Below are 22,923 nucleotides of genomic sequence, written 5' to 3' on the forward strand. Positions count from 1 at the left end.
CTAACTCCTAAAAGTCATCGGTAGAGTTGAACATACCAACCCGGAGGTCTTTGGCGGTATAGATCTCCCGGCCATCCACCTCCATGCTTCCATCGGCAATCGCCATGGTAAGCTTGCGCCGGATCACGCGCTTGAGATCCAGGCGGTAGGTTACCTTCTTGGCCGTGGGCAGTACCTGGCCGGTAAATTTCACTTCACCGGAACCAAGCGCACGCCCCTTGCCTTCACCGCCACCCCAGGCCAGGAAAAAGCCGACCAGTTGCCACATGGCATCGAGCCCCAGGCAGCCGGGCATGACGGGATCATCAACAAAGTGGACCTTGAAGAACCAGAGGTCCGGGTTGATGTCCAGTTCGGCCACGATGCTGCCCTTGCCATACAGGCCATCGTCGTCTGCGATGTGGGTGATGCGGTCGAACATCAGCATCTGGTCAATCGGCAGGCGCATGTTGCCGGGGAACAGCTTGCCATGGCCGCACTTGATCAAGTCTTCTTTGTCAAAATGATCAGGGTTCATAGTGCCAGTATCTCTGTTACAAAATGGTTTACTGATACTTTAGCGCTAAATCCTGAAGTCGCTATTGACCTTTAGTGGATGATTGCCGCCCGGGCTTCCTTGCCCGAAGTACGTTTACCGACTTTCCGTTGTGCAATTAATCGTCATCAAGGATCGCGTCCGAGCGGACTGTTATCGTCATGGACAGGCTGAAGTCCGGGCCCGGTATTGACGGTCAATGCCGGGCCCGGCCAACGATAGCGGAGGTCATTATGGAGGCGGATCACACGTCAATTTGCGGCCAGCTGAGGATGGATGGCGGCCGTGTCGAGGTTCGGATGGAGCGGCTGATCGAGCACGATGCCCAGCGAGTCTGGAAAATGCTGACCGATTCGGTGTATCTGTCACAGTGGCTGGCACCCGGGGTTATCGATCCCCGTAAGGGTGGCAGGGTGCAGCTGGATTTCGGCAACAGCGGCACGCCAATCGACTGTCGCATCCGGGCCTTTGAGCCGGAACGGCTGTTGTCCTATTCCTGGAGTTGTGGCGATCATCCCGAGCGTCCGTTGACCTGGGAACTCGAGCCCTGCGGGCAAGACCCAGACCAGACCCGGCTCAGCCTGACGCTGTCGTTGCCGGATGATGATCTGGTCTCGATCTCCTGCGCCGGTTGGGATGCGCATCTTGAAATGCTGCTGGCCGCACTGGAGGGAATCAGTATCCATTTTCCGGCTGATCGCTTCCGCACGGCCCGCAAAGTCTTTGCCGGCCTTTACGAGAGGGAGCGGGCGGCCTGAGTGGCCGCCCCTGCCGGCTCACCCCTCGCGGCCATCCGGGCGGGGAGCCGAGAGGATACCCGCATAGCGAACCAGAAAAATCCCGTAGGCGAGCATCCACAACAAGGCACTGACTGCGATCCCGTGTTGCCAGGGAATGATCGAAAAGGCCGTCAGGACACGAAGCGCAGCTGCAATCTGGATGGCCACGAAGGCGGTGACCAGGCCCCGGGGAAGCACCAGTGGTCGACCTGTGTGGCCGAGCGAAACACGAGCGATGACCGCGAGTACCAGACATCCCACCGCGCCGGCACCGGCGGCGTGGCTCCACGCGCTGGAGGGCCAGCCGGCCAGTGTGCTGCCTGCCAGGAGCAACAACGATACGGGGACCCAGAGGATCGACAGGTGCAGGCTCCAGAGCAACGGTTCGCGGCGCACCAGCCAGCCTTTCCAGCCGATCAACCGGACTGCCATCAGGACGGCGGCGGTCAATGCCAGCACTCCGGTGACACGGGACCAGCCACTCACCATGGCGGCCAACAGCACGATCATGGTGATGATACTTGCCATGTCCAGTGCGGGAACCACCCGGATGTCGGACCCATCATGTCCGCGCTGGCGCAACCAGGCGCCGGAAAAGGCCGGGGTGATGCGACCGCCAATGATGCCGATCAGTGCCATGGCCATGATCAGTGCACCGTGACTGTAGACCATGTCCATACGCAGCAGGAACCCGATCTGCATGAGCCACAGCAACCCGAGGACCACCAGTATCATCAGTTGCCGGCGTTGGCGGGCTTTCCAAATGCGCCAACCGGCATCCAGGCCCACCAGGGGCAGGAACGCCAGGTTAACACCAAGCACGAGCCAGTCGGGCAGGCCCGCTCCAAAGGCCAGAAGCAGGCGGCCGGCAAGCCACATGCCCCAAAGACCCGCCAGTCGGAGACCGTGCATCCGGGTGGTTTGGGTCCAGACACACACGGCGGTCAGCAGAAAACCGGCGATCGCTGCCGAAAGGAACCCGAACAGCATTTCGTGCTGATGCCAGATCAGGCCGGGTAAGGCAAGGGGGAGACTGATTGCGCCGGTGACCGTCAGCACCCAGAGGGGGATCACCGTGATCGACAGAACCGCCATGGACAGAAAGAAGATGCGGAAGGGGTAACTGAAGAGCTGCCTGATCCGCGCGGATTCGACTGACTGAGATGTTGGAATGGCCTGCATGCTGGCACCCCGATAAAGATGAATATAATATATATGTTAAAGGGTTTTGCCGCGACGGACCATACCCGCAACCGGGTAATAATGCGTACAATCCGATCAAATGATTGATTTATTGAGGAAATACCATGGGTGCTTACCCGATTCTAAAGGCCATTCACGTCAGCGCCGCCTACATCACGGTCGTCCTGTTCACCTTGCGTCTGCTGCTGGACGCGGTCGGTCGGCCCGGCTGGCGGCAGACCCCCATGCGCTGGATTCCCCACGTCAACGATACGGTGCTGCTGTCGGCCGCCATCGGGCTGGTGATCGTGACTCCCTGGATGCCGTTCGTGCACGGGTGGCTGACCGCCAAGATCTTTCTGTTGCTCGGTTACATCGGCGCGGGGGTCTTTGCCCTGAAGACCTCCGCGCCGGTCCACGTGCGTGTCATCGCCGCCGCTCTGGCATTTCTACAGGTCGGCGCCATCTTTCACCTGGCCATGACCAAGCCGGTGTTCGGCTGAGGCCGCTGAGGGGCTGCGGTGTTTCAACGGGTAGAACAGGTGTGGGGTAGCCAGTTCCGGGAGATCCGTCCGTTCCTCGTTGGCGGCCCACTCCACCCGCTCGGCGGATCGTATGGCGTAATGCATCCAGATCAGCGCCGCGGTGACGATCACGAACATCAGCATGAAGCAGCTTTGCCAGACTCCGGTCAGGTCGTTCAGGACGCCAAAAGCCAGCGGAAGGATAAAGCCCCCCAGCCCGCCAATCATGCCGACGACACCGCCAACGGCGCCCACATGAAGAGGGTAGTAAACCGGTATGTGCTTGTAGACCGCTGCCTTGCCCAGTGACATGAAGAATCCCAGCGTAAAGATCAATGCCACGAACATGGGCAGGTTCATGGCCAGGGTGAACTGGATGTCACCGTCGATGCCATGCACCCGGTAGTCGGTTGGCGGGTAGCTCAGCAGGAATGTGCAGGCCACGGCGGCCAGAAACGTACCGTACATGACCTTGCGGGCCCCGTATCGGTCGGATAGCCAGCCCCCGAGAATCCGGAACAGCGATGCAGGAATCGTGTACAGGGCGGCGATCATGCCGGCCGTCTTGATGTCGAGTCCGTAGACGCCGATGAGAAAATGGGGCAGCCAGAGAGCCAATGCCACGAAAGCCCCGAAGACGAAAAAGTAGTACAGGGCAAAACGCCAGACCCGGAGTTCTTTCAGCGGCTCCATCTGCTCCATGAATGATTTGCTGCGTTCGCCTTTACGCTCTTCGGACAGGGGGTCGGGCCTTGCCAGGGCAATGAACACCACCCCCATGATCGCCAGAACCGTGGCGTAGATCTGTGCTGTCGATTCCCAGCCAAACGCCACCAGCAGGAACGGTGCCCCGAAATTGGTGACCGCCGACCCCACGTTGCCGGCCCCGAAAATACCGAGAGCGGTGCCCTGGCGCTCAGGTTCGAACCAGGCTGCGGTGTAGGCCACCCCGACAATGAATGAGCCTCCGGCGAGACCGACCCCCAGAGCACCGATCAGAAGCATGGCGTAGGTGCTCGCAAAGGTGAGCAGGTACACGCATCCCGCCGTTGTCAGCATCAGAATCCCGAACACCCAGCGACCGCCATACCGGTCTGTCCAGATCCCCAGGAACAGCCGGCTGATCGATCCGGTGAGGATCGGCGTTGCCATCAGCAGCCCGAGCTGGGTATCGGAGAGTGACAGGTCTTCGGCAATCCGGATGCCGATGATCGAGAAAATGGTCCAGACCGCGAAGCACAGGGTGAACGCGAAGGTCGACAGACCGAGTGCACGGTACTGCCGGGATTTTGAAAGTGGGCCGGTCATTGCAGAGCTCCTGTTCTGCCTTTTTTCCTGTTTTCACACTACCAAAAAGCGGCGTTTTTCCCTTGGGGGCATTGGAGGTACCTCCAGCTGGGAAGGGGGTGGTAGCCGGTTTCTGGCGATTCACCGCCATAGGGATAGGCGGTCTGTTTCTCTGGTGGGGTAGGCGGCCCGGGCGTTGATGTTTATCAATTATCGGCGCCACAGGGGTGTGGGCTAATGGCTGACAGATATCAATAGCAGCCCCGGTTCAGCGGGGCAGATTCTGTCTTTGGAGAAGCCCATGAAAATCATGATTGCCTATGACGGTTCGCGGAATGCCAGGCTGGCCCTGGCGCAGACGCTGACCATGTTCCGGGACCTTCGGCCCGGAATCACCCTTGTTGCCGTTGCCGAAAACCCCCGGGACATTACCGCGGGCAACGAGGACCTCTTTCAACAGGAAGTCTCCGAGCTCAACGGCTTTCTTGCCGAAGCGGTGGAGGTGTGCCGGCAGGAAGACATATCTGCCGAGCCCCTGTTACTGGAGGGGGATGCCCGAAAAATGCTGCTCTTTGCCGCCGAGAAAAAAATCCGGCCGGACATGCTGGTTATTGCGCGGCACAGTCACGAACCGGATGGTGGCTTTATCGCCCGCTCCCTGACCCATTTCGTGGATGAACTGGATTACATGACCTTCGGCAGCGTGAGTTCCTTTCTCGCCCGCCGGATCCAATGTCCGCTCCTGATTCTCCCCAGCCGATAAACGGCACCCGGATTTTTGATTGCCTGGCCCAAGGAGGCTGACATGAAAGTCGCAGATGTTTTCCACTTCAAGAATGCCGAGATCAAGGCCCTGCACCTGACCTGGATCGCGTTCTTTATTACCTTCTATGTCTGGTTCAACATGGCACCGCTGGCGTCCAGCATGCTCAAAAGCGTGGACTGGCTGACCGCGGACGATCTCAAGTTGTTCGCTATCTGTAACGTGGCGTTAACGATACCCGCACGGATTGTCGTCGGCATGGCGCTCGATCGCTTCGGGCCGCGCCGGGTGTTTTCCCTGTTGATGATTCTGATGTCGATTCCGGCCCTCGTGTTTGCCTTTGGCAACACCATGACCCAGCTGCTCGTAAGCCGGCTGGTGCTCAGCTCCATCGGTGCCAGCTTCGTGGTCGGAATCCACATGACCGCACTCTGGTTCCGGCCAAGGGACATCGGCTTTGCGGAAGGCTTTTACGCTGGCTGGGGCAACTTCGGCTCTGCCGCTGCAGCCATTACCCTGCCGACCATCGCACTGCAGCTCTACGGAGGCGAGGACGGATGGCGCTGGGCAATTGCCCAGAGTGCGATCGTCATGGCCGCCTATGGTATCTACTACTGGTTTGCGATCACCGATGGTCCTGCCGGTACCGTTCACCGCAAGCCCCGCAAGGCCGTTGCACTGGAAGTCAGCTCCTGGGCAGACATGATCAAACTGATTCTCTGGACCATCCCGCTGGTAGGTGTGCTCGCCATTCTCGTCTGGCGCATACAGAACATGGGATACCTGGGTTTCACCGGTGCCCTGGTCGCCTACGGCGCCATCTTCCTCGTGGTGTGCTATCAGATCGTCCAGATTCTTCGTGTTAACGTGCCCATCCTGAAGCAGGGCGTGCCGGAGGACGACAAATACCCGTTCAACAGTGTTGCCGCGCTGAACAGCACCTACTTTGCCAATTTCGGCGCGGAGCTGGCGGTGGTGTCCATGTTGCCGATGTTCTTCGAAGAGACCTGGAGCCTGAGTGCCACTGCAGCCGGGCTGATTGCGGCGTCCTTTGCCTTTGTGAACCTGATTGCCCGGCCCATGGGCGGACTGGTTTCGGATCGCATGGGTAACCGGCGCTTCGTGATGCTCAGCTACATGTTCGGCATCGCCGTCGGGTTCGGCCTGATGGGGCTGCTCGATTCCAACTGGCCGCTGATCGTCGCCGTCGGTATTACCGTCTTCACCTCCTTCTTCGTGCAGGGGGCAGAGGGGGCCACATTTGGCATCATTCCTTCTATCAAGCGCCGGCTCACCGGACAGATTTCCGGCATGGCGGGGGCCTACGGCAATGTCGGTGCTGTGGTGTACCTGACCATCCTCACCTTCGTGACCCCCACTCAATTCTTCCAGATCATAGCGGCCGGTGCCTTCATCAGCTGGGTCCTCTGCATGATGTGGCTGAAAGAGCCGGAGTCCGGATTCGCGGATGAGTACCAGGTGTCCTCAGTGGATCTCCAGATCGAGGAGGAAGAGCGCCGGCGGCAGGCCGCAGCGGCGTCCAGCTGAGTCTTGAAACCGAAAAAAGGCCCGCAGGTGGTAACGCCTGCGGGCTTTTTTTGTCCGGAGATTACAGTGCTCGTGAATTATTGAGCCAGCAGTTGCAGGATATTCTGTCCAGCGCGCTGGTGAACCACCGTTGTCGGATGCACGCCGTCAAAGAAGACAAAGCCGTCGCAATCCGGCAATGCGCCGCAGCCAGCTCCTCGTTGAATTGCGTCGCAAGGCGGGAGGAATACTTGTAGAACTTGCCTGCCCGTTACCAACCACGATGTGGCGGGCGCCCGCCAGTACCAGCTTGGTCAACTGCAATTCCACAGACAGCACGGCATCGGTCACCCGTTGTTCGGCCGCCTTGCGGATGTCCTGGCGAGTCTTTCCCGAGTCCTCGGGTACGGAGGTGGCCCGGATCTTCTGGGCATCGAACAGGTCATTGCCACCAATGATGACGATGTAAAGAGCATCTGCATCGGCGGTCTGTCCGCTTTGCTGGAGGTAGGTGTTGACCTGGATGGGCAGGTTCGTGTCGAACTCGGTTTCGCTGCCCACGGCCCGGGTACCTCCGATGGTGGGTTTTTCTGTGGCGGTGGGCACAAAGGAGGAGATTGGTGGCAGCACACCATCGGCCGGACACAAAAAAACCGGTTTCGTTGCCGAAACCGGTTGAGGGTTGTGAAAGAGCAGAGCTTACGGGTTTTTGATGTAGGCGTTCTTGCGCAGGTAGAACCACCAGTTCACGAACAGGCAGGCCGCATAGAAGACCGCAAAGCCGTACATGGCATACTCCGGTGTTCCCGCCTGGATTTGCTGGCCCATGACCCGGGGCGCAATGAAAGCACCATAGGCGGCTACGGCAGAGGTCCAGCCCAGTACCGGTCCTTTCTGCTGCTGATTGAAGATGAAACCGATGCTGCGGAACGTGGAGCCGTTGCCGATGCCGCTGGCGGCGAACATCACGATGAACAGGATCAGGAACAGCGGGAAGTAAGTGTTCGGATCGGTGGAATTGTAGGCCAGCATCATCACGTAACCGGTTGCCACGGAGGCGACCACCATGACCACCGAGATGATCTGGGTAACGATGGAGCCGCCCATGCGGTCTGAAATCCACCCGCCGACCGGGCGAATCAGGGCGCCTACAAAGGGCCCCATCCATGCCCAGGTGAGGGCACTGGGCGCATCCGGGTTCACCACGCGGATCAGGGTCCCGTCTGCGCCTACCTGCATCATGTTGCCGAAGATAACGGTGATGGACAGTGGCAGCGCGGCCGAGAAGCCGATAAAGGACCCGAAGGTCAGGATGTAGAGGATGGTCATGGACCAGGTGTGCTTGTTGTTGAAGATCGCAAACTGGTTCCGGATGTTGGGCTTGATGTCACCCGGGATCAGGCGAAGCAGAACCACGGTCAGGATGATGGTCAGCGGCAGTGCCACCCACATGTTCAGAATGCCCAGTGCCCACACGCCGACGATGGATGTGATCATGCCCACACCGTAGAGCCCCAGAATCTTTCCGAACGCTGATAGAGGGCTTCCGGGATTGGGCGTGACGACTTTCAGGTTGTTCATTCCGTACCAGCCGGCGAAGGCCAGTGGGATCAGAAAGACCAGCCAGATGAAACCGGCATTCTGGATCCAGGTGTCAGTGCCTGCTTCAATACGGCCGATCAAGGTACCGCTGGGGCTCTGCAATTGCATGGGATCCCCGGCGAGTGCACCGAACAGGCCGACGGTCATCACCAGAGGAATCAGCACCTGCATGGTGGTGACGCCGAAATTGCCCAGACCCGCATTCATGCCCAGTCCATACCCCTGTTTGCTCTTGGGGTAGAAGGCACTGATGTTACTCATGGAGCAGGCGAAGTTACCGCCGCCAATGCCGGACAGCAGTGCCAGGGCCTGGAAGACAATAAAGGGGGTTCCCGGATTCATCAGCGCAATGCCGGTGCCGAGGGCCGGGATCATCAGCAACGCCGTGGTGAGGAACACGGTATTCCGCCCACCGGCAATCTTGATCATGAACGAGGCGGGAATCCGGAGGGTCGCGCCGGAGAGCCCGGCGATCGCGCTCAGGGTGAAGAGTTGATCCACCGAGAACGGAAAGCCCAGGTTTTTCATCTGGGTGGTGATCATGCCCCACATCAGCCAAACGGCGAAGCCGATCAGCAGGCTGGGAATGGAAATCCAGAGGTTTCGGGTGGCGACCCGTTTGCCTTCCCGTTCCCAGAAATCTTCGTTTTCGACATCCCAGTGCTCGATGTCTGCGTTGGTTTTGTCTTTGACGCCCAGGGGACCGGCGTCTGCTGCGGTTCTGGCCATGATGTCTGCTCCTTGGTTTGCGAATCCGCTGCCACGGTGCTCGTGGCTTTTGGTCGTTGCAGACATTGTGCAAACCGGAAGGCCTGGCCCCACTTGAGAAAAATCAAGGAATTCAGAGCGGGCATTTATCGCCCACAACCAGCGCCGGCGAAGGGCAAAAAGTGGCCTTTAAAGTTCTTTTAAAACAGCAGGATGCAGGTGGGATATTTCCAAGGTGGTAGGCCGTGAGGCCGCTGGCGCAGTGGAGGTAGCCACTCATTTCCGGCGTAAATGGGCCGGCTGGATGAGGCGAATGGTCTGTACAGCAACGCCCGTGAATGCGATCGACCAGAGCGTGGCTGAGGCCCAGAGCAACGACGGGGCATTAAACGGATGGGACCCGGCGAGAAAACGGCAGACGGCCGCACCACCGATCAGGCCCGCAAGCCCGAGAACCTGCCAGTGTGGCGGCGGTGTGCGGTGCGCTCTTTGCCAGGTCAGACGAAGCATGACGCCCGTCGACAGGGTGCCCAGGCCGCCAATGGTAATCAGGTGCAAGGCCGGGACGGATGCCTCGCCCATCGCCAGTGCTACTCCCAGACAGCCGCTTCCGACTGCCAGCCAGCCATAGCCGAGGCCGAGCATCAGCAGGTCTGGTCGCTCCGGGCACCGCCACAAACGCCATCGGCCCAGCCGAATGATAATCAGTGCTGCGGAGGCCATCAGGCACGTCGCTGCCAGTTCCGGAAGAACGGCGCCCAGACTGAGCAGGAAGGCTGCGGACAGTAGCACCAGGAGTGCGCCCTCGATCCGTGGCTGAACCCGTGCCGTTAACGGAATCCCTTTTTTCTCCAGGGTGCCGGCAACGGCGGGCGCGAGAATCCGGCCTCCCATGAAGGTCATCAGCAGGAGCAGCCCAACGACGCCCGCCTGCATCAACTGATGGGTATCGGGCCCTGGGTAATTGGCTGGCGCGTTGGTGTCTGTGAACCAGAAGCCGATGGGCAGCAGGCACAACAAAAGGATCAGCGGGCCGGCGATCCGGTTGCGCCATTTCTTGGCTGCACTGAAACGAGGGACGGTATAACGTGCGAGAAGCAGCGCGAAAGCGGGGCTCAGAGTCTGGGCAATGGTCGTCTCCGGTGCAATCAGCCAGGCTGACCGTGCAAGCAGCCAGACACCAGCGAGAAGTAGAAGGACGGAAACGGGTTGTGGGCCGAGGGTGTACCCGGCAATCACCGCAAGCGCGAATCCGAAAATCATTTCGTGACCGTGGCTCGTGCCGATCAGGCCCGGCACCCAGCCCTGTCCGGATAACGGTCCGAGCAGGGACAGTGGCACCGCCAACGTGGCCCAGGTCGCGGCAGCGGGGAAGAAAAACCAGAATGCGAAGATGGGGCGAGGCCGGGATGATCCTGTCATGATCGCCTAGCTCTCCTCGCCGGTCGGCCATCCGGGCAACCGGAATTCGTCCTGAAGATACGCCAGTTCCGGCTGGTGTTCACGGGCGATGGTTTCGGTCAGTTCCGCGCCTCGGGGCAGTAAGTGCACTTCGATGCGGCGGCCGTCTGAAGCAGAGGGCCGGCGCTCGACAAGCTTTGCCTCGACGCATCGATCGATCAGCGCCACTGTTCCATGGTGCTTGGCCTGTAGCTTGTCCGACAGTTCGCTGACCGTCGCCCACTCCCGATCCTCGAATCCCTTTAAATGAAGCAGCAACTGATACTGGAGTGCCGTCAGACCGTGTTTTCGGCATATGTTTTCACTGTGCCGCAGAAAGACGCGAAGCCGGTAGCGAAAGTGGGAGAGGCGCTCAAAGTCTGCCTTGGTCAGGTCGGTGTTCGAATGGTCGTTTGTGTCAGGTGTCATGTCGTGAGCTTGACCGTGGGTGATTAAGAGGCTACATAATATAAAATATCATAACGTGATATAAAAGGTGAGCTATGACAATCATGCAGATGCTTCGGTTGCCGTTTTCAGGGGACGGCGCCTGGGCCGAATTACAGCGAATGGACCTGTCCATCCCCTTTCTGGCCTGGGTGGTGGTTGTCCCCATGTCCTTTCTCCCGCCAGTCCTGCTCTATTACGCGGGGACGCACTACGGAGATAGCTTTCTGACCGGCTTTGGCGATAAGGAATGGCGTTTCATCACCACGATTCTGTTCCTTGCGGAACTGTTGACGTTCTTTGTCATGGGCTGGTTGATCCATGCGGTTCTGGAAGCGCACAGGATGTCCGTGGAGTACCGCGATGCCTACACGCTCGCCGCAATTGCACCCTTGCCGCTGTGGCTGGCGTCCCTGGCACTGCTGGTACCCGTGCTGGCGGTCAGTGTGGTTGCGGTATTTGCCGGTATGTTTCTTTCGTGCGCATTGGTGTACCAGGGCGTTCGGTCTCTGGGCCGGCGATCGGCCCATGATGTCGAGGCCATGTCGGCGACTTACACCGTCATGGCCGCTTCCCTGCTGGCGTGGGGCATCCTGATGGCGATGGTCTGGGCGTTCTGATCAGGCCACGTGCGGTAGCACGCCGTAGTAGATCGCGCTGAAGTGGCAGGCACTCCCGCCGATCACGAACAGGTGCCAGATGGCGTGCATATACGGAATGCGGTCGGCAAGGTAAAAGGCGACGCCAGCAGTGTAGACGATGCCTCCGGCAATCGTGAGGGTGAGGGCGGTTTCACTGAGGCTGGCCACCAGATCAGAGGAGGCAAAGGTGATCAGCCAGCCCATGGCAATATAAATACCGACCCGGGCCAGTTTGAACCGGTTTTTGAAGATGACCTTCAGAACCACCCCGGTCAGGGCCAGTGACCAGATGATGGCGAACAGGGTCCAGCCGACCGTTCCCCGCATATTGACCAGCAGGAAGGGTGTATAGGTGCCAGCAATCAGCAGGAAAATCGCGCAGTGATCGAGGGTTTTGAAAGCGCGTTTGAGTTCCGGGCGACGGGCCCCGTGGTAAAGCGCGGATGCCAGGTAGAGCAGAATCAGTGACGCTCCGAAGATACTGAAACTGACAATTTTCCAGACATCCCCGGAATGGCTGGCAGCGACAACCAATGCCACAGTACCAATCACGCTGAGGAGGGCGCCAATACCGTGGGTGGCACTATTGAGCCATTCCTCAACGCGGTGATGGATTGATTCGACGGTGGGTGTGTTTCGGGTCATTGAAGCAGTTTCCATATTAGCCATAGGTCTAAGGTACTTCAGCGTACACGTGTACGCAATGGCGCAGGATGAACATCTTGTGATGACGATCAGAAAATCTGATGAACCCGACGGAAATCTTCCGGTTTCATGGCATGACGACGTTCGTTAGCCTTTTACTAAATCGTTAACACAGGAGGCTGTTCCAATGGCGAAAGTGCTGGTTTTGTATCACTCCATGTACGGTCACATCGAAACCATGGCGAAAACCGTCGCAGAGGGAGCGTCCAGCGTGGACGGAACCGAGGTCGTCATCAAGCGCGTCCCTGAAACCATGCCCGACGAGGCATTTCGTAACGCCGGGGGCAAGACAGATCAGGAGGCTCCGGTAGCATCGCCTCAGGAACTGGCCGACTATGATGCGATCATCTTCGGCACACCGACCCGCTTTGGCAACATGTCCGGTCAGATGCGCAACTTTCTGGATCAGACCGGCGGACTCTGGGGCGAAGGAAAGCTGCACGGCAAGGTGGCGAGTGTCTTTACCTCGACCGGTACCGGTGGCGGCCAAGAGCACACCATCTCCTCGTTCTGGACCACGCTGGCGCATCACGGCATGGTGCTGGTTCCGCTGGGCTATGGCATCCCGGAATTTTTCGACATTTCTGAAGTCAGCGGAGGCACGCCGTACGGGGCATCGACCATTGCTGGCGGCGACGGCTCACGGCAACCTAACGAGAAAGAGTTGACGATTGCGCGCTTCCAGGGGAAGCACGTTGCAAACATCGCCTCGAAATTGCACGACTGAATACTGCAGAGAAAGCGTTGAGCGTTTGCAGGGGAGCGGTTGATCGCTCCCCTTTTTTTGGCTTGCCTAAACGTTGTCCGGACGTTGGGCGCCGGTTTTCAGTCGGGAGAAAGTGGCCGGAACAACACCGAGCCAGGAAGCGAGCTGATTGTCGGGCACCCGCTTGACCAGTTCCGGATACTCATCGAGAAGCAGCTGGTAACGGTCCGAGGCCGGCATGGTGTGTTTGCGGAATTCCCGCATGCTGGTGAGTTCGGCCAGTTCTTCGGTCAGCGCTAATGCGAAACGGGGCCAGAGCCCGTCGCCATGGGACTGTATTGCCGAACGAAACTCGGCAAAATTGGCCACCCACAGAGTGGCGGCTGACGTCGAGGTCAGGCACAGAGTATTGCGAACGGTTCGGGTTCGTCCGAACACCGGCCAGACCAGATCCCCCTCCGAGAAAAAATGGTGGATGGCCACTTTCCCACCGGGTGCCTCGCGGTAAAGGCGAAGGATGCCGTACTGGATCAGGTAAACGTTGGCCCAGGGTTCATCGTGTTTCTCGAGATTGGTTTCCTGCTCGACCCGGCGTTGGTGGAACAGGCGGGTGAGATCGCTGAGAAAACGGGACTCCGGACTGTTCTGCCGGTCGCTCAGACGTATGCCGAACACGCGGCTGAGGCCATTGAGTAGAGCGGTTTCTGCGGAGGCGCTGTCGCGCTGGATGATGTCAGGGTTATGATCACCCAGCATGCAGGGCGCTGAGGCAAGATCCGACCTGAAAATGCTGTTCATCGTGACGACCCGGTAATGACTGTCAGGGTCTCTATGCTAGCAGAAAAGGGTCGCTTGAAATGACGTAAATCATTAAGGCTTCGTCATGCTGTGGTAACCTGATCGGCGCCTGCCGCGGGAGTACCGGGCGCAGTCCCGGGCGCCCTTTGCTAGAATTGCCGCCCCGTCCCGCCGTAATAATCCTGGAGATTTGATGACCGCCGCGCTGGCCCTGTTCGTAAAACTGATCCCGCTGTATGTCACGGTCGCCCTCGGGTGGGTTGCCGGACGCTACCTGGAGGCCAGCGGTCGTCACATTGCCGGGATCATGCTCTATATCGTGACGCCATCGGTGGTGTTTTCAGGGGTGATGGCCGCACCCCTGTCGCCGGAAGTCATCCTGCTGCCGTTTCTGACCTTCGGGCTGTGTTCCGTTCTGGCCCTCGTGCAACTGAAGTTCGCCCAGAAAGTGATCACAGACGGCAGTGCCAGCATTATTCCGTTGTGTGTGGGGTCCGGAAACACCGGCTATTTCGGTGTGCCGGTGGCCCTGCTGCTGTTTGGCGAAGAGGGGTTGGGGCTGTACATCGTCTGCATGCTGGGAACCACTCTGTTTGAGAATTCGCTCGGCTTCTACCTGGCGGCAAGAGGGCGTTACGATCTCAAGGACGCGCTTCGGAGGGTTATTCGCCTGCCATCGGTCTATGCGTTTCTGGCGGCGGTCGTGCTGAATCTCTCCGGAGCGGCTATTCCGCCCGTGTTCGTGCCGCTGTTCGATAATCTGCGTGGCGCCTACAGCATTCTTGGCATGATGATCATCGGCATGAGCATCACCAGTTTCCGCGGGCTGGCGGGCAATCTTCGTTTTACCGGGCTGGCGTTTGTGGGCAAATTTGTGGTTTGGCCTGTCACCGCCGCGGCCTTCTGGTGGCTGGACGCCCACGTGTTCGGCATTTATGGCCCCGCCGTGCACAAGGCCATGTTCCTGATTTCCATTACTCCGATCGCTGCCAATACGGTGGTGATTGCGACCCTGCTGGACACAGCGCCAAGGCAGGCCGCGGGTACAGTCCTGCTGACCACTCTCTTTGCGCTGGTGTTTATTCCCGTCATGGTTTCCATGGCCTTCTGAGGGCCACGTGGGATTATCGCGTGCTGGCGGACGATTCGACGGTCGTTGTTGCTCTGTCCTCGCCCTGTGCTGCCAGCATATCCTGGCGGGCGTGACGAACCACGCTGGTGCCGGCGGTAACCGCGAGGGTCCCCATGACGGCGGCCACGACGAGGTCCGGCCAGGCACTGCCGGTTCCGAAAACGCCGAGTGCAGCACCGAGGACGGCCATGTTGGAGATCGCATCGTTGCGGCTGCAGAGCCAGACCGACCGCATGTCGGCATCGCCCTCGCGGAACCGGAACAGCATGACCGCGACGCCGATATTGACCGCCAGTGCCAGAATGCCGACCACGCCCATGGTCAGGGGTTCCGGGGTGCTGCCGGTCTGGACCATCCAGATGGCGCGGCCCCAGACGAAAACGCCGAAGGTCGCCATGGTCAGGCCTTTCACCATGGCGGCGCGGCCTCGCCACAGCATGCCCATGGAGAGCACGCTCAATGACAGAATGTAGTTGGCACTGTCACCGAAGAAATCAATGGCGTCGGCCATCAATGACACGGAACCGGCACTCAGGCTCGCGAGCCCTTCGATAACGAACATGGCGAGGTTCAGCGCCAGGGCTACCCAGAGAGCTTTTCGGAAGCCCGGGGCCGGGCCTTTGGGTTCGGGGGCGGAGCAACTGCAGGCCATGGTATCCTCCTTTTAAACTGCAAGAAGTAAACACCCTGTAGCGACTACAGGGTCAATGGCCCGTTAGTGATTGCCCCGGCGGTGGGTACCGGGAACGTGAGTGTGAGAGGGCTTTGGATCGAGCGCCTCAAGGTCGGCATTCAGACCATCGAGAATGCCGCACTCCCGAACGGTGCGACTGTCGGCACAGGCCGCCTGCAATGTCAGCAGGGTCTGCTCCAGACTTTGCAGTTCCTTGAGACGCTCCCGGACATGATTCAGGTGACGGGCCAGTAGGGCGTCGACATCGCTGCAGTCGGCCTCGGGTTGCTCTGCCAGACGAATCAGTTCGCGGATTTCATCCTGGGCCATGTCCAGATTGCGGCAGCGCTTTATGAAGAGCAGCCGGTCCAGGTGAGCGGGGCTGTAGGATCGATAGCCATTGGCGTTGCGTTGGGGTTCCGGGAGCAAGCCGATTTTTTCATAATACCGGACCGTCTCTACCGGGATTCCCGAGCGTTTGGATATATCGCCAATCTTCATGACCACTCCATGACAGGCACAGGATGCGATTGCGCGGCCTGATTATGATGCATATCAAAGGTCGGTTAATCTGTGCCGAAAATGCGTGTTCTATCATTGTAAATGGGTCACAGTGAAAGTGAATATTCTTACGGGAAAAGGAGAGTCGCTATGAAAGATCTGAAACCTCTTTTTTTGGGAGCCTCATTGCTTGTGACGCCGGCTCTGGGGCTGGCCCACGGTAATGGGGATGATCATGGCGGGTATGGACCGGGCATGATGAATCCGGAGCAGATGCAGGAAATGCACGAAAACTGGTCCCGAATGCAGAACATGATGCAGCAGGTACCGGATGCCGGTTCTCGCGAGGCCCGCGAGCGCCTCATGGAACGGCACATGGAAGCCATGGAACAGCAGATGGAGCTGATGCATGGCGGCATGATGGGGTACGGTCCCGGCATGATGAACAATGGTCAGGGCATGATGAATAACGGCCAGGGCATGATGGGCAATAATCAGGGCATGATGAACAACAACCAGGGCATGCGAAATAGCCAGGGTGCTCAGGGCCGAAATGCAGACAACGGGTCGCTGAATTACGATCAGCGTCTGCAACGAATGGAAAACCGGCTCAACCAGATGCAGTTGATGATGGAGCAGATGCTCGAACATCAGCGTCTTGAGGGGCGCAACTGATCACGGCCGAGACCGCTCACTACGCTCTGAACGGAGGGCCATGTGCTTGACAGACTGCAACGCCGGCTTGGCCTGCAGACCATTCCCGCCGTGTTCTTCACATCCGCCGGGACCGCGTTCCTGTTCGTGGTCCTGGCGATCCCGTTTCAGCATGAGGTTTCCCGGAGCTTCGGGCTACTGACGGCCTGGGTGGCCGGTAACCTCGGGTGGTTTTACATCCTGTCCGTCTCGGCGTTGCTGGTTTTTTTGCTGGGCCTGGCGGTGAGCCGTTACGGTGAGATCCGTCTTGGCGCCGACGACAGTCGCCCCGACTACTCGAATCTCACCTGGTTCACCATGCTGTTTGCCGCAGGCATTGGCACCATCCTGATGTTCTGGGGCGTGGCCGAACCGATTTCCCATTTTGGCCATCCTCCGTTTGAGGGGGTCGTCGCCGATTCCGCCGGGGCAGCGCGGGACGCCATGACGATCTCGCTCTACCATTTTGGTTTGCACACCTGGACCATCTTTGCGATGCCAGGGCTGGCCATTGGTTACTTTGCCTATCGCCATGATTTGCCCATGCGGATCAGCAGCCTGTTCTATCCGATACTCGGAGATCGGGCCTTCGGGCCATTGGGATGGGCCGTGGACATTATCGCGGTACTGGGCACGCTGTTTGGTGTTGCCACCTCGCTGGGGTTGGGAACGCTTCAGCTCAGCAGCGGACTGACTTACCTGTTCGGCATTCGTGCCAGCGGAACCGTCTGGGTGCTTCTGATTGTCCTGATCTCCGGGATCGCGGCGACCTCCGTCGCACTGGGCCTGGATAAAGGTGTCCGACGGCTCTCCCAGCTCAATATCCTGCTGGCGATGCTGTTGCTCGGTTTTGTCCTGGTGGCCGGCCCGACGGTGTTTATCGCCAAGGGCATGGTGCAGAGCATTGGCGACTATCTCGACGCCCTGCCGTGGCTCTCGTTCTGGACGGAATCGTTTCGAGATACGGACTGGCAGCGCCGGTGGACCCTGTTCTATTGGGCCTGGACCATTTCCTGGGCACCGTACGTGGGCATTTTTATTGCCCGGATTTCCCGGGGTCGGACGATTCGGGAGTTCGTATTTGGCGTCCTGTTCGCGCCGACCGCGTTCACCCTTATCTGGTTCGGCGTCTTCGGTCTGTCCGCCATTCATGTCGAGATGAGCGACCAGATCGGTCTTTCCGAGCAGGTTCGGGCTGATCCGTCGGTCGCCATCTTTGCCTTTCTTCAGGCGCTGCCTTGGACGGAGCTGGCGTCGTTGTTGAGTGTCATCATCATTGTCATCTTCTTCACCACATCCTCGGACTCGGCGTCGCTGGTCATCGACATGCTGACCCGGCGAGAGGACCAGCCGTCCCTGGTTCGCCAGCGAATCTTCTGGGCCGCTGCCCAGGGTGTGATCGCCGCGACCCTGTTGCTCGCCGGAGGGCTTGATGCGCTCCAGAATGTGATTACCTCACTCGGTCTGCCATTCTCTGTGTTGCTCGTGTTCATGGCCGTGTCACTGTTCCGGGCGCTGAGAGCGGACTACCGGGGCTACTCAGTTAACGACCTGGTAAAGGGACGAGCGTTTCCGGAAGTGGAAGCGTCCCCTTCATCCAGACAGGAGAGTACGTATGTATCGGAAGCTGCTGATCGCAATTGATCCCGAGGACGATGCCGAGGGTGAGCGGGCGCTGGAAGCGGGGACGGAGCTGCTGGCGGAGGGGGGCGAAATGCACCTTGCCAGCGTCTACGATCCGGGTGGCGGCGGCTTTTTCCCGCACGTGACCGAGGCCGCCCCGGAAGACAAGGAAGCGAAGGTTCGGGAATCGCTGGACCTCATTGCCAGAAAATACCTGCCGCACCCGCTCAACGCGACCTTGCACGTGGTGGCGGGTACTCCGAGTGAAAAACTGGTCGCACTGGCCGGGCAGCTGTGTGTCGATCTGATTGTCCTGGTATCCCGGGGCGCGAGTGGTCGTTGGCCGCTACGCCGCGCCACCGTCGAGTATGTCACCGTCAACGCGCCTTGTGCGGTTCTGGTCCTGCCGGTACTGGATAAGCCGGGGTCCGACGGTGAAAGCGTTGCTCATTCGAACAGCGACAGCTGACCGGAATCGATTGAAGGCGAGGACGCCTTCGGACGGGACTGTCTGGGGCCCTTCCGGCTGCCGTGGCGCCTGAGAACCCGGTCGGTCTCCGCCAGGCTGACGCAGCGTTTGCGAAAGTCGCCGATGGCCTTGCGGGCCACCCTTGCGGCCTGTTCGTGGTCACACACAGGGCGGGTATAGGTATTGCCTCCGTAGCGCTGAGTCTGGGCCGCGGTCATCAGCCAGGGTGTGTGGATCAGTTCCCGGGGAACGCCCCGAAGTTCGGGCACCCATTGCCGGATGAAGGTGCCGTCCGGATCCAGCTTCTGGCTTTGCAGAACCGGGTTGTAGATGCGCAGTGCGTTGATGCCGGTCTGTCCCGACTGCATCTGTGCCTGTGGATAGTGAATGCCGGGCTCGAAATCGGTGAACTGCCGGGCCAGGTGAAGGGCCGGGTCACGCCAGTGCAGCCAGAGCTGGTAGGCGGCAATAGCCATCAGCATCGCCCGCATGCGGAAATTGATCCAGCCCGTGTGGCGTAGCGCCCGCATGCTCGCATCCACCAATGGCCAGCCGGTCTGACCTTCGGCCCACCTGGCCAGCCGCTCCGGGTCATTCGGGCCGGATTTCAGTTCCTCCATTTCCCGGTGCATGGCCCGGAATTCCAGCTCGTGTTCATCCTCCAGCTTTTGAATGAAATGGCAGTGCCAGTGGAGGCGGGAGCGAAAGCTGGTGAGGCTGCGCTTTTTCCGCGGAAGCGTGTTGCGGTGGGAGCCGATCGATCGGGCCTGCTGGTAGATCTGGCGCAGGCTGACGGTGCCGTGGGCAATATGTGGGCTAAGCCGGGAACAGGCACGATACGCCGTGTTCGGGCTGGAAATATTGTATTGATAGCCGACGCAGCGGCGGTCCAGAAAGGATGTCAGTAAACGCTCACCCTGGCTGGATCCTCCGGCCTGTCGGTCTGGACATGCGCTGGTGTCGGCCAGATGGGGCGCATCCCAGTCCTGCGCAGCGGACAGGCCGGCAGGCAGTGAGGGTAGCGGCTTCGGTCGTTCGAGCAGGTCGGAGGACATCAGCCGGCTCCACTGATCGTCCCAAAGATCCCGGTCGGGCAGACGACGGGTCACACCGAACTGTTGCCACTCCCGAAGCTCCACGTTGGCCTGGGCGCACCAGTCGATCACGGCACGGTCCCGATCGAAGGTCCATTGGCCCCCGGTTTCCTGGTGACAGAAAATCCGGTCGAAGGAGACGGATTTCTGGAGCCGGTTCAGTACGTCTGTGACGGTCCCCTGCAGGACCACCAGGTCCGTGCCCAGTTGTCGCAATTGCCGCTTCAGGTCGGTCAGGGAGTCGTGAATGAAGGCCCACTGGCGAGCGGAGGTATCCGGAAGTTGCCAGTAATCCGGCTCGATGACATACAGAGGAATGACCGGCTCGCCCAGCTCTGCCGCCGCACGAAGTGGCGCGTGATCCCGCGTCCGGAGATCGCGCTTGAACCAGACCACCGTTGTCATGATGTCCGCCCCCGGGAGCGGCGACACCGTTCACTGCAATATCGCACCTGATCCCAGTCTCTGGCCCATTTCCGGCGCCAGGTAAAAGGGCGCTGGCAGACCGGGCACATTTTGGTCGGCAGATCCGGCTTGCGATGGGGCATGTCACTCAACCTGTGGGGTGTTTGTGCCATCTACGCCGGATCACGTGGCCGGGATCACCGGTATCAGCAATGCACCTCGTTCGGGCAGTCCTGCGGTGTGCGCTCCCACTGGATGGTTGCGTGCCGGATGTTGAAGTCGTGTGCCAGCATCTCCGTCGCGTCCTCGATCATCTGGTCGTCGTCGGCCGGATCTGGCTTGACCAGATGCACCGTTAGCGCATTTTCCGTGGTACTGAGCGCCCAGATGTGAAGATGGTGCACCGAGTCCACGCCGGGCAGTTCGGCCAGCCGCTGTTGTACGGCCTGAGGATCAATGTCCCGGGGCACTGCATCGACGGCCAGATTGACCGAATCCTTCAGCAGTTGCCAGGTGCCGATGAAAATGACCGCCGCAATGACCAGACTGACCACCGGATCAATCCAGTTCATGCCGGTCGCCATGATCACCAGACCGGCTATCACGACACCCACCGATACGGCGGTGTCGGCGGCCATGTGCAGGAACGCACCCCGTATATTCAGATCGCCCTCCTGGCCCTTCATGAACAGCATCATGGTGATGCCGTTGATCAGCACGCCGATGCCGGCGACGACAATCACGGTCATGCCGGCAACGGAAGCCGGTTCGGTGAAGCGCCGGATGGCCTCCCAGGCAATTCCGCCCACGGCGGCGATCAGGAACAGGGCATTGAACAGGGCCGCCAGAATGGTGGTTTTCTTCAGGCCATAGGTGTTTCGATCGGTTGCTTTCTGGCTGGCCAGCCAGCTCGCGGCCCAGGCCATCAGAAGGCCAAGCACGTCACTCAGGTTGTGGCCGGCATCGGCCAACAGGGCCAGCGAATTCGACAGGACCCCATAAATGGCTTCAATGGCGACGAAGGCGACGTTGAGAAACACCGCCAGGGCAAACGCCCGGTTGTGAGTGTCGAAGTGATGGGCATGACTGTGGCCGTGTCCGTGACTATGGCCGTGATCATGATGGCTGTGCATGGAAACCTCGGTGTCTTCCGGTTCGTGATTGGCTCGTATTTAAAACCCTGTAGTTAATACAGGGTCAAATCACGATGGCGGTTGTTCCCGTGCCAGCTGTTCGAGGTCGTCCCGAATCTGTCCGGGCGGCATGCTGTTGGGTCTCAGAAGCAGACGGGCTTCGCCGCTGCGGTCGAAAACGTAGACTGCGCTGCTGTGGGAAACGTCGTAGTTGCCATGCTCATCCGGTTCGTCGTAACCGAAGGTGGTGCGGTAGCGCCGGGTCAGATCACGCAGTTCCGTTAACGAACCGGTCATGCCAATGACGTTATCGCCAAAGAATCGCACATAGCTGGCCAGGCGTTCCGGGGAATCCCGTTCCGGGTCGACGCTGACAAAGAGCGTCACGATGTCGTCCCGGGTGGTCTCGGGTAATGCCCGGACTGCCTGACGCAGGTCGGCCAGCGTGGTGGGACAGACATCGGGACAGGAGGTGTAACCGAAGTAGAGCAGGCGGATCTTGCCGGCGGTCTGATCGGCGGTCACCGACTGGCCCCGGGCATCGGTCAGAGTGAACGCCAGGTCCGGCATCAGGTTCCGGATGTCCTTTCCATGCCAGTCCGGGCCGGGATCGGAACAACCGGCAAGGGCGAGAACCAGCACGAGCAGGGCCCGGAGTGGGTGGCTCATGGTGTGTTTCCTTCGGCAATGGCTGACCGTATCGCGGGCTGTTCATCCGCGTGCATGGCTCGGCGAAGCAGTAACAGGATTCCGAGAATACTCATCATGGCCGGCGGAATCCAGGTGAGCAGCCCGCCGAGCAACTGGTCGGTCTCCGGCGCCATGGGCCAGGCCCGCCCGCAGACTTCGTAGACGTCGTAGACCATGCCGCGGGAGAACACGATCGAGGCGCCCAGGATCATCTGGGGTATCGCGACAACGGCCAGGATCAGGATGCGTTTGCCATGGCCCAGTGCCGCAGTGGTGGCCGGTGAACGCGGGTCGAACATCAGCCACCAGAACAACAGCCCGTCGATCAGCATGCTCCAGTTCATCGTCCAGTACAGCTGGCGTGACAGCATGGCGTCGAAATGCACCGGCGGCCAGAGCCAGAAATAGATCAGACCGACAAACAGGACGGGCGCCACAACAGGATGCTGGACAATGCGATAGGCCACTGCGAACGGTCGCAGCCAGCGTCGACCCGCGGGCGATACACGCGCATGCCAGAAGCGGAGAATCGGGAGGGGGTTGGAAAGCGCAATGAGAAACGGTCCGATGTGGTGCAGGATCAGATGCTGGCCCCGGTGAATGAAGAACATGTACTGGGCGTAGTAGTCGAACCGGGTCTGCATGACCACGTAACACAGCATAACGCCGATCACGAAGGTGAAGACGCGTAGCCGGCCGGGACGTTCGTCGGGGGATAGCCGCGGCAAGGCGTAGCCATACCCCAACAGCGTCAGCGCAAATGCCATCAGGGTCACGGGCGAGACATCGTAAGGCGCGAGAAAATCCAGATCGATCATTGAAACCACTCTGTGTGCAATCGCAGCCAACCGGGTTTATCTTTTTTA

The 22,923-nt window shown here is 59.7% G+C and carries 26 protein-coding genes; 10 read left to right on the plus strand and 16 right to left on the minus strand.

From position 1 onward, the window contains the following. Positions 1-7: 7 nt before the first annotated feature. Positions 8-517 (minus strand): bifunctional 3-hydroxydecanoyl-ACP dehydratase/trans-2-decenoyl-ACP isomerase, encoded by a 510-nt coding sequence (fabA, locus tag MLD04_RS00535; protein ID WP_248153614.1) that lies wholly within the window; start codon positions 515-517, stop codon positions 8-10. A gap of 179 nt (positions 518-696) precedes the next feature. Here fabA and MLD04_RS00540 point away from each other — a divergent pair, with 179 nt between their 5' ends. Further along, complete coding sequence (locus MLD04_RS00540) at positions 697-1,293, plus strand: SRPBCC family protein (protein ID WP_248153616.1); 597 nt, start codon at positions 697-699, stop codon at positions 1,291-1,293. A gap of 18 nt (positions 1,294-1,311) precedes the next feature. Here MLD04_RS00540 and MLD04_RS00545 read toward each other — a convergent pair whose 3' ends face one another. After that, the gene (locus MLD04_RS00545; RefSeq protein WP_248153618.1) at positions 1,312-2,496 is read right to left on the minus strand and encodes an NnrS family protein; all 1,185 of its coding nucleotides are present in this window, start codon (positions 2,494-2,496) and stop codon (positions 1,312-1,314) included. A 125-nt stretch (positions 2,497-2,621) separates the two neighbouring features. On the opposite strand from MLD04_RS00545, the gene MLD04_RS00550 reads away from it, so the two are divergent. Further along, complete coding sequence (locus MLD04_RS00550) at positions 2,622-2,999, plus strand: SirB2 family protein (protein WP_248153620.1); 378 nt, start codon at positions 2,622-2,624, stop codon at positions 2,997-2,999. On the opposite strand, the gene MLD04_RS00555 is transcribed toward MLD04_RS00550, so the two are convergent. Beyond that, positions 2,946-4,328, minus strand: a complete 1,383-nt coding sequence (locus MLD04_RS00555; protein WP_248153622.1) for an MFS transporter — start codon at positions 4,326-4,328, stop codon at positions 2,946-2,948. The two genes, MLD04_RS00550 and MLD04_RS00555, sit on opposite strands and share 54 nt — an antisense overlap. Positions 4,329-4,608: 280 nt before the next feature. On the opposite strand from MLD04_RS00555, the gene MLD04_RS00560 reads away from it, so the two are divergent. Together MLD04_RS00560 and MLD04_RS00565 are read left to right on the plus strand one after the other, a co-directional pair. After that, positions 4,609-5,070, plus strand: a complete 462-nt coding sequence (locus MLD04_RS00560) for a universal stress protein (RefSeq protein WP_248153624.1) — start codon at positions 4,609-4,611, stop codon at positions 5,068-5,070. A 42-nt stretch (positions 5,071-5,112) separates the two neighbouring features. Then, on the plus strand, positions 5,113-6,618 hold the full coding sequence (locus MLD04_RS00565; RefSeq protein ID WP_248153626.1) for an MFS transporter: 1,506 nt from the start codon (positions 5,113-5,115) through the stop codon (positions 6,616-6,618). 147 nt (positions 6,619-6,765) lie between these two features. Here the strand turns inward: MLD04_RS00565 and MLD04_RS00570 are convergent, their stop codons facing one another. The 4 genes from MLD04_RS00570 to MLD04_RS00585 all read right to left on the minus strand — a co-directional run bounded on the left by MLD04_RS00570 (position 6,766) and on the right by MLD04_RS00585 (position 10,776). After that, positions 6,766-7,227, minus strand: coding sequence for an SGNH/GDSL hydrolase family protein (locus MLD04_RS00570; protein ID WP_248153628.1), 462 nt, complete (start codon positions 7,225-7,227; stop codon positions 6,766-6,768). A gap of 69 nt (positions 7,228-7,296) precedes the next feature. Next, positions 7,297-8,928 (minus strand): MFS transporter, encoded by a 1,632-nt coding sequence (locus tag MLD04_RS00575; RefSeq protein WP_248153630.1) that lies wholly within the window; start codon positions 8,926-8,928, stop codon positions 7,297-7,299. Between the two features lie 255 nt (positions 8,929-9,183). Continuing rightward, positions 9,184-10,329 carry an NnrS family protein gene (locus tag MLD04_RS00580; protein WP_248153632.1) on the minus strand — a complete coding sequence of 382 codons (1,146 nt, stop codon included), beginning with the start codon at positions 10,327-10,329 and terminating at the stop codon, positions 9,184-9,186. Between the two features lie 6 nt (positions 10,330-10,335). Continuing rightward, positions 10,336-10,776, minus strand: coding sequence for a MarR family winged helix-turn-helix transcriptional regulator (locus MLD04_RS00585; RefSeq protein ID WP_248153634.1), 441 nt, complete (start codon positions 10,774-10,776; stop codon positions 10,336-10,338). Positions 10,777-10,850: 74 nt separating this feature from the next. On the opposite strand from MLD04_RS00585, the gene MLD04_RS00590 reads away from it, so the two are divergent. Then, on the plus strand, positions 10,851-11,414 hold the full coding sequence (locus tag MLD04_RS00590; RefSeq protein ID WP_248153637.1) for a Yip1 family protein: 564 nt from the start codon (positions 10,851-10,853) through the stop codon (positions 11,412-11,414). Here MLD04_RS00590 and trhA read toward each other — a convergent pair whose 3' ends face one another. Further along, a complete protein-coding gene (gene trhA / locus MLD04_RS00595) occupies positions 11,415-12,080 on the minus strand; it encodes a PAQR family membrane homeostasis protein TrhA (RefSeq protein ID WP_248153640.1) in 666 nt (221 codons plus the stop codon). Positions 12,081-12,267: 187 nt separating this feature from the next. Between trhA and wrbA the strand changes: the two genes are divergently transcribed. After that, on the plus strand, positions 12,268-12,867 hold the full coding sequence (gene wrbA / locus MLD04_RS00600) for an NAD(P)H:quinone oxidoreductase (protein WP_248153644.1): 600 nt from the start codon (positions 12,268-12,270) through the stop codon (positions 12,865-12,867). Between the two features lie 66 nt (positions 12,868-12,933). Here the strand turns inward: wrbA and MLD04_RS00605 are convergent, their stop codons facing one another. After that, positions 12,934-13,644, minus strand: a complete 711-nt coding sequence (locus tag MLD04_RS00605) for a Crp/Fnr family transcriptional regulator (protein WP_248153647.1) — start codon at positions 13,642-13,644, stop codon at positions 12,934-12,936. 193 nt (positions 13,645-13,837) lie between these two features. Here MLD04_RS00605 and MLD04_RS00610 point away from each other — a divergent pair, with 193 nt between their 5' ends. Further along, positions 13,838-14,755 carry an AEC family transporter gene (locus MLD04_RS00610; RefSeq protein WP_248153651.1) on the plus strand — a complete coding sequence of 306 codons (918 nt, stop codon included), beginning with the start codon at positions 13,838-13,840 and terminating at the stop codon, positions 14,753-14,755. Between the two features lie 13 nt (positions 14,756-14,768). Here MLD04_RS00610 and MLD04_RS00615 read toward each other — a convergent pair whose 3' ends face one another. Then, positions 14,769-15,428 (minus strand): cation diffusion facilitator family transporter, encoded by a 660-nt coding sequence (locus tag MLD04_RS00615; RefSeq protein ID WP_248153654.1) that lies wholly within the window; start codon positions 15,426-15,428, stop codon positions 14,769-14,771. A 63-nt stretch (positions 15,429-15,491) separates the two neighbouring features. Then, positions 15,492-15,950 (minus strand): Cd(II)/Pb(II)-responsive transcriptional regulator, encoded by a 459-nt coding sequence (cadR, locus tag MLD04_RS00620; RefSeq protein WP_248153658.1) that lies wholly within the window; start codon positions 15,948-15,950, stop codon positions 15,492-15,494. A 150-nt stretch (positions 15,951-16,100) separates the two neighbouring features. On the opposite strand from cadR, the gene MLD04_RS00625 reads away from it, so the two are divergent. The 3 genes from MLD04_RS00625 to MLD04_RS00635 are packed head-to-tail and all read left to right on the plus strand — an operon-like array spanning position 16,101 to position 18,735. Continuing rightward, positions 16,101-16,625, plus strand: a complete 525-nt coding sequence (locus tag MLD04_RS00625; protein WP_248153661.1) for an EMC3/TMCO1 family protein — start codon at positions 16,101-16,103, stop codon at positions 16,623-16,625. A gap of 42 nt (positions 16,626-16,667) precedes the next feature. After that, positions 16,668-18,287, plus strand: coding sequence for a BCCT family transporter (locus MLD04_RS00630; RefSeq protein WP_248153666.1), 1,620 nt, complete (start codon positions 16,668-16,670; stop codon positions 18,285-18,287). Beyond that, entirely contained in the window at positions 18,259-18,735 is a 477-nt protein-coding gene (locus MLD04_RS00635) for a universal stress protein (protein WP_248153670.1), read from the plus strand. Before MLD04_RS00630 ends, MLD04_RS00635 begins: the two co-directional genes overlap by 29 nt. Here MLD04_RS00635 and MLD04_RS00640 read toward each other — a convergent pair. The 5 genes from MLD04_RS00640 to MLD04_RS00660 form a co-directional block, all read right to left on the minus strand. Beyond that, positions 18,714-20,234, minus strand: a complete 1,521-nt coding sequence (locus MLD04_RS00640; protein ID WP_248153675.1) for an FAD-binding domain-containing protein — start codon at positions 20,232-20,234, stop codon at positions 18,714-18,716. The two genes, MLD04_RS00635 and MLD04_RS00640, sit on opposite strands and share 22 nt — an antisense overlap. Beyond that, the gene (locus MLD04_RS17735) at positions 20,231-20,377 is read right to left on the minus strand and encodes a DUF2256 domain-containing protein (protein WP_379883694.1); all 147 of its coding nucleotides are present in this window, start codon (positions 20,375-20,377) and stop codon (positions 20,231-20,233) included. The genes MLD04_RS00640 and MLD04_RS17735 overlap by 4 nt, the downstream gene beginning before the upstream one ends. Before the next feature lie 63 nt (positions 20,378-20,440). Beyond that, the gene (locus tag MLD04_RS00650; RefSeq protein WP_248153679.1) at positions 20,441-21,367 is read right to left on the minus strand and encodes a cation diffusion facilitator family transporter; all 927 of its coding nucleotides are present in this window, start codon (positions 21,365-21,367) and stop codon (positions 20,441-20,443) included. A 69-nt stretch (positions 21,368-21,436) separates the two neighbouring features. After that, positions 21,437-22,036: an SCO family protein gene (locus tag MLD04_RS00655; protein WP_248153683.1), complete on the minus strand. Its 600-nt coding sequence runs from the start codon at positions 22,034-22,036 to the stop codon at positions 21,437-21,439. Then, positions 22,033-22,875 carry a cytochrome c oxidase assembly protein gene (locus MLD04_RS00660; protein WP_248153688.1) on the minus strand — a complete coding sequence of 281 codons (843 nt, stop codon included), beginning with the start codon at positions 22,873-22,875 and terminating at the stop codon, positions 22,033-22,035. Before MLD04_RS00660 ends, MLD04_RS00655 begins: the two co-directional genes overlap by 4 nt. Positions 22,876-22,923 lie beyond the last annotated feature (48 nt).

Origin of the sequence: Marinobacter koreensis, assembly GCF_023156285.1 — a bacterium.
GTDB classification, from domain to species: Bacteria; Pseudomonadota; Gammaproteobacteria; order Pseudomonadales; family Oleiphilaceae; genus Marinobacter; species Marinobacter koreensis.